Source organism: Rhizobacter sp. (assembly GCF_035702065.1).
In the GTDB taxonomy this organism is placed as follows: Bacteria; Pseudomonadota; Gammaproteobacteria; order Burkholderiales; family Burkholderiaceae_C; genus Rhizobacter.
Map to the genome: position 1 here is coordinate 1 of NZ_DASSRA010000207.1, position 5,158 is coordinate 5,158.

Here is a 5,158-nt window from a genome sequence, read left to right on the forward strand (position 1 = left end):
GCGCTCTTCGGTGATGGGGCGGGGTTCGGAAGACGGGCTGTCGGTGCTCATGGAACGCAGATGCGGCGAAGCCGGGGCGAACGGCCCCCGATTACAGCATTGGCTGCAACTTCTAGGCCGCCCGGCGCTTGAACATGGTCGAGGCGCCGCTGGCCGCCTCGATCTCCTCCGCGCATTTGAGCAGGGGATCGGCCAGTTCTTCCATCCGGGCTTCCGTCAGGCGCACCAGTGGGCCGGCGATGGTGACGACGCCGATGGTCACGCCATTGCGGGCGCGCACCGGCGCGGCCATCGCCGACATCGAGGGCGCGAACACCTCGTTGATGGTGGCGAAACCACGCTTTCGCGCCGCCCGCAGGTGAGTGAGCAAGGCCTTCACGGTGGTGGGCGCCTTGGGGCCGTAGTCTTCCGGCGCACCGAAGCCCTGCTTGGCCACCAGGGCGAGCGCAGCCTCGTCGCTCAGCGTGGACATCCAGGCATGGCCCGCGGCGCTGCACGACAGGCGCACCGACAGCCCCATGTCGGGGTCGTACTTGAGGCCGCGGCGCGCACCCTGCGCCTTGGCGACGAAGGTCAGGTCGTCGCCGTCGACCACGGCCAGGCGCACCAGCTCGCCCGCCTCGTCGGCCAGGCGGTCGAGCGCCGGCTGCGCCACGTCGACCACGCCAGAGGCGCTGAGAAAGCCCAGGCCCAGCGAGACGAGCTTGATGGTCAGCACGTACTCGCCCTGCTCGCGCAGCTGGCGCACGTAGCCGCAGCGCGCCAGCTCGGCGAGCAGGCGGTGCGTGGCACTCAGCGGCAGGGCCAGTGACGACGACACCGACGAGATCGACTGCCCCTCCGGATGGGCCGCGAGGAGTTCGAGGATGGCGAGGCTGCGTTCGAGGGGGCTGCTCATGGGCGGCAATTTAACGCCGCGGCAAAACGCCATCTTGTAAGCGTATTCCATTATGGAAAGACTTTCCAGTTTTGCGGACCATGCGCCACCTCACCCTCCGACTCGACCCAAGGGACCCCATGAACCTCACCCGCCGATCTCTGGCGCTTGCCGCCTGCCTCTGCACCCTCGCCCTGCCCGCCGCGGCGCAGGACATCCAGGACCGCACCATCCGCTTCGGCCACCTCAACAACGCCGACCACCCGGGGAGCGCGGGCGTGAAGCGATTCGCCGAACTGGTGGCCGCCAAGAGCGGCGGCAAGATGAAGGTGACCGAGTACCCGGCCTCCACGCTGGGCAACGAGCTGCAGCAGCAGTCGGCGCTGCAGGGCGGCATCCAGGAGATGTCGGCCCCCGCCACGACCTCGCTCGCCGGCATCGTGAAGGAGTTCGGCCTGATCGACTTCCCCTTCTCGGTGGGCAGCTTCGAGCAAGCCGATGCGCTGCTCGACGGCCCGCTCGGCCAGGCGCTGATCGCCAAGCTGCCCGAGAAAGGCCTGGTCGCGCTCGGCTACTGGGACCTGGGCTTTCGCAACGTCACCAACAGCAAGCGCCCCATCACCAAGGCCGAAGACCTCGAAGGGCTGAAGCTGCGCGTGATCCCCAACCCGGTGTTCCTCGACACCTTCAAGGCCTTCAAGGCCAACCCGGTGCCCATGCCCTTCGCCGAGCTGTACGGTGCGCTCGAATCGAAGGCAGTCGACGGCCAGGAGAACCCCTTCGCCGTGATCCTCTCGAACAAGTTCTTCGAGGTGCAGAAGTACGTGAGCGCGACCAACCACGTGTACGCCGCCAACATCGTGCTCGTCTCGAAGAAGTTCTGGGACAAGCTCTCGCCCGCCGAACAGAAGGTGATGAACGACGCCGCCTCCGAGGCGCGCAGCTACCAGCGCCAGACCAGCCGCGCCGCCGCGCAGAAGGCGGTGGCCGAGCTGCAGGCCAAGGGCATGGCCTACAACAGCGTGGCCCCGGCCGAGCAAGCGCGCATGCGGCAGATCGCCAAGCCGGTGACCGACAAGTTCCTCGCCAGCTACGACCCCGCGCTCGCCAGGCTGTACAGCGATGAACTCGCGCGCATCCACAAGTGAGCAGGCCGGCACCATGAAGATCCTCGTCCTGCACGGCCCCAACCTCAACCTCTTCGGGCGGCGCGAGCCGCACATCTACGGCACCACCACGCTGGCCGAGATCAACGCCTCCCTGCAGGCGCTGGCGCACGAGCTGCAGGTGGAGCTGACCATCTTCCAGTCGAACCACGAAGGCGCGCTGATCGACACCTTCCACGCCAACATGGACGTGGTGCAAGGCGCCCTGCTCAACCCCGCTGGGCTCACGCAGCACGGCGTGCCGCTGCACGATGCGATCAAGGCCATGCCCTTCCCGGTGATCGAGGTGCACATGAGCAACATCGCGGCGCGCGAGGCCTGGCGCGCGCACTCCATCATCTCGCCGGCGGTGAAGGCGACGGTGCAGGGCCTGGGCTGGCGCTCGTACACCGCCGCGCTGCGCGCGCTGGTGGAGACGCTGCGCGACACCAAGCCCGCCTGAGCCGGCGCATGGACAAACCCATCGCCTGGGCCTGCAAGGGCTTCGAGGCCGTGATGGCGGCCTGCCTGGCTGCCATGGTCGCGCTGGTGTTCGGCAACGTGGTGCTGCGCTACGCCTTCAACTCGGGCATCACCGTGTCCGAGGAGATGTCGCGCTGGCTCTTCGTGTGGCTCACCTTCCTGGGCGGCGTGGTCGCCTTGCGCGAGCACGGCCACCTGGGCACCGACGTGCTCGTCTCGCGCCTCGGGCCGCGGGGCAAGAAGCTGTGCCTGGTGCTCGGCTATGCGCTGATGCTGATGGTGTGCTGGCTGCTGTTTCGCGGCGCGCTGGAGCAGACGCGCATCAACTGGGACGTGTCCGCCCCGTCGAGCGGGGCCTCGATGGCCTGGTTCTACGCGGTGGGCATCGTGTTCGCCATCTCGGCGGCGGCGATCCTGCTCAACGACTTGGTGAAGCTGATGCGCGGGCAGGTGCGCGACGACGAGCTGATCATCATCAAGGAGTCGGAAGACCAGCCGCACGGGGGTGACGAGCGATGACGATCTGGGTCTTCATCGGCTCGCTGCTCGCCGCGATGGCGATCGGCATTCCGATCTCGTTCGCGCTGCTGGTCTGCGGTGCCGCATTGATGTGGCACCTGGACATGTTCGACGCGCAGATCCTGGCGCAGAACGTGATCCACGGCGCCGACAGCTACCCGTTGCTGGCCGTGCCCTTCTTCCTGCTGGCCGGCGAGGTGATGAACGTGGGCGGGCTGTCACGCCGCATCGTCAACCTCGCGCTGGTGCTGGTGGGTCACATCAAGGGTGGGCTGGGCTACGTGGTGATCCTCGCGGCGTGCCTGCTGGCGGCGCTGTCGGGTTCGGCGGTGGCCGATGCGGCGGCCCTCACCGCCCTGCTGCTGCCGATGATGGTGGCGGCCGGACACGACAAGGCCCGCTCGGCGGGGCTGATCGCCTCGGCCGGCATCATCGCGCCAGTGATCCCGCCCAGCATCGGCTTCGTGGTGTTCGGCGTGGCGGCCAACGTGTCGATCTCCAAGCTCTTCTTCGCCGGCATCTTCCCCGGGCTGATGCTGGCGGCCTCGCTGTGGTGCACCTGGTGGTGGCTCGCGCGCCGCGAGGCGATCGCGCCGCCGGCCCGCAAGCCGCTGCGCGAGGTGCTGCTCGCGCTGCGCCAGGCTGGCTGGGCCCTGGTGCTGCCGGTGATCATCATCGTGGGGCTGAAGATGGGCGTGTTCACGCCCACCGAGGCCGGCGTGGTGGCTGCGGTCTACGCGCTCTTCGTCTCGGTGGTGGTCTATCGCGAGCTGCCGCTGCGCCGCCTCTACGGCGTGTTCGTGGCGGCCTCGCGCACCACGGCGGTGGTGATGCTGCTGGTGGCGGCGGCGGCCGTCAGCGCCTGGCTGATCACGGTGGCCAACATCCCGGCGCAGGTGGTGGCGCTGCTCGACCCCCTGCTGGGCAGCCAGACGCTGCTGATGATCGCCATCATGGTGCTGGTGATGATCGTGGGCACGGCGCTCGACATGACGCCCACCATCCTGATCCTCACGCCGGTGCTGATGCCGCTGGTCAAGGCCGCCGGCATCGACCCGGTCTACTTCGGCGTGCTGTTCATGATCAACAACGCCATCGGCCTGATCACGCCGCCGGTGGGCGTGGTGCTCAACACGGTGGCCGGCGTCGGCAAGATCAGCATGGACCAGGTGACGCGCGGCGTGGTGCCCTTCATGGTGGCGCAGTTCGTCGTGATGTTCCTGATGGTGCTGTTCCCCCAGCTCGTCACCGTGCCGGCACGCTGGTTCTATTGATGCAGTGGATCCCGGCGTGCGCCGGGATCCACTCGCGCAATCAGTACGGTGGCTTCTGCCTTGCCCGCTGCGCCCGCGCCGCCTCCGTCCACCACGCCAGGTCGTCGGCGAAGCGCGGGAAGGCGCGCTGCAGCGCCTCGCCGCCGGGGCCGGTGGGCTTCGCATCGGCATCCAGCGATTGCGAGATCGTGCCCACCGCCAGCGCGCTGGAGACGACCACCATGCCCATCTCGTTGAGGATGCCGTGCCAGATCGTGCCCGAGCGCACGCCGGAGAAGCGGCCCGCCGAGTAGCTGGCGATGGCGGCCGGGCGCCAGAACCACTCTTCGAGGAAGTGGTCGGTCAGGTTCTTCAGGCCCGGCTGCGGGCCCCAGTTGTATTCGCCGGTCACGAAGACGAAGGCATCGGCCGCGATGATCTTCTGCGCCAGCGCCTCCATCGCAGGCGGCGCCGTGCCCTTGGGGTACTCCTTGTGCATGCGGTCCAGCATGGGCAGGCCGACGGCCTTGGCGTCGATCAGCTCCGCATTGGCACCCCGCGCGCGCAGGGCATCGACAAGGTAGTTCGCCAGGCGGATGCCCATGCGGTCGGCGCGGTAGGAGCCGTAGAAGACGAGGATGTGGTCGGCCATGAGAACGCCCTTTCAGCGGATGTCTTCCCAGTAGAACGACTCCCAGGTGTCGGCGCCGTCGAGCAGGCGGATGCGCACCTCACCCAGCAGCGCCGGCTCGAAGTTGCGCATGTTCACGCCCATGCGGGTGTACTTGGTGCGGTCCAGCGGCTCCCAGTGCGTGGTGCAGCCGCAGGTCTTGCAGCGCACGGTGCGCAAGGTCTTGTCACCCTGGACGTAGCCCTCGGTG

General features: G+C 68.2%; 6 protein-coding genes and 1 pseudogene. 4 read left to right on the top strand and 3 right to left on the bottom strand.

The features are described 5' to 3' along the window. Positions 1 to 112: 112 nt before the first annotated feature. Positions 113 to 898, bottom strand: a complete 786-nt coding sequence (locus VFL64_RS09590; protein WP_489540156.1) for an IclR family transcriptional regulator — start codon at positions 896 to 898, stop codon at positions 113 to 115. A gap of 119 nt (positions 899 to 1,017) precedes the next feature. On the opposite strand from VFL64_RS09590, the gene VFL64_RS09595 reads away from it, so the two are divergent. The 4 genes from VFL64_RS09595 to VFL64_RS09610 are packed head-to-tail and all read left to right on the top strand — an operon-like array spanning position 1,018 to position 4,298. Continuing rightward, a complete protein-coding gene (locus VFL64_RS09595; RefSeq protein ID WP_489540157.1) occupies positions 1,018 to 2,025 on the top strand; it encodes a TRAP transporter substrate-binding protein in 1,008 nt (335 codons plus the stop codon). Positions 2,026 to 2,038: 13 nt separating this feature from the next. Next, complete coding sequence (locus VFL64_RS09600) at positions 2,039 to 2,485, top strand: type II 3-dehydroquinate dehydratase (protein WP_489540158.1); 447 nt, start codon at positions 2,039 to 2,041, stop codon at positions 2,483 to 2,485. A gap of 8 nt (positions 2,486 to 2,493) precedes the next feature. Beyond that, positions 2,494 to 3,024 (top strand): TRAP transporter small permease, encoded by a 531-nt coding sequence (locus VFL64_RS09605; RefSeq protein WP_489540159.1) that lies wholly within the window; start codon positions 2,494 to 2,496, stop codon positions 3,022 to 3,024. Then, a complete protein-coding gene (locus VFL64_RS09610; protein WP_489540160.1) occupies positions 3,021 to 4,298 on the top strand; it encodes a TRAP transporter large permease subunit in 1,278 nt (425 codons plus the stop codon). The genes VFL64_RS09605 and VFL64_RS09610 overlap by 4 nt, the downstream gene beginning before the upstream one ends. 40 nt (positions 4,299 to 4,338) lie before the next feature. On the opposite strand, the gene VFL64_RS09615 is transcribed toward VFL64_RS09610, so the two are convergent. Further along, positions 4,339 to 4,929, bottom strand: a complete 591-nt coding sequence (locus VFL64_RS09615) for an NADPH-dependent FMN reductase (RefSeq protein ID WP_489540161.1) — start codon at positions 4,927 to 4,929, stop codon at positions 4,339 to 4,341. Positions 4,930 to 4,941: 12 nt separating this feature from the next. Further along, positions 4,942 to 5,158: pseudogene (locus VFL64_RS09620) on the bottom strand (hypothetical protein); the annotation flags it as partial.

Bases quoted from the DNA above. Each gene is read 5' to 3' on its own strand.
- VFL64_RS09590 (WP_489540156.1), bottom strand. From the start codon at position 898: ATGAGCAGCCCCCTCGAACGCAGCCTCGCCATCCTCGAACTCCTCGCG.
- VFL64_RS09595 (WP_489540157.1), top strand. From the start codon at position 1,018: ATGAACCTCACCCGCCGATCTCTGGCGCTTGCCGCCTGCCTCTGCACC.
- VFL64_RS09600 (WP_489540158.1), top strand. From the start codon at position 2,039: ATGAAGATCCTCGTCCTGCACGGCCCCAACCTCAACCTCTTCGGGCGG.
- VFL64_RS09605 (WP_489540159.1), top strand. From the start codon at position 2,494: ATGGACAAACCCATCGCCTGGGCCTGCAAGGGCTTCGAGGCCGTGATG.
- VFL64_RS09610 (WP_489540160.1), top strand. From the start codon at position 3,021: ATGACGATCTGGGTCTTCATCGGCTCGCTGCTCGCCGCGATGGCGATC.
- VFL64_RS09615 (WP_489540161.1), bottom strand. From the start codon at position 4,929: ATGGCCGACCACATCCTCGTCTTCTACGGCTCCTACCGCGCCGACCGC.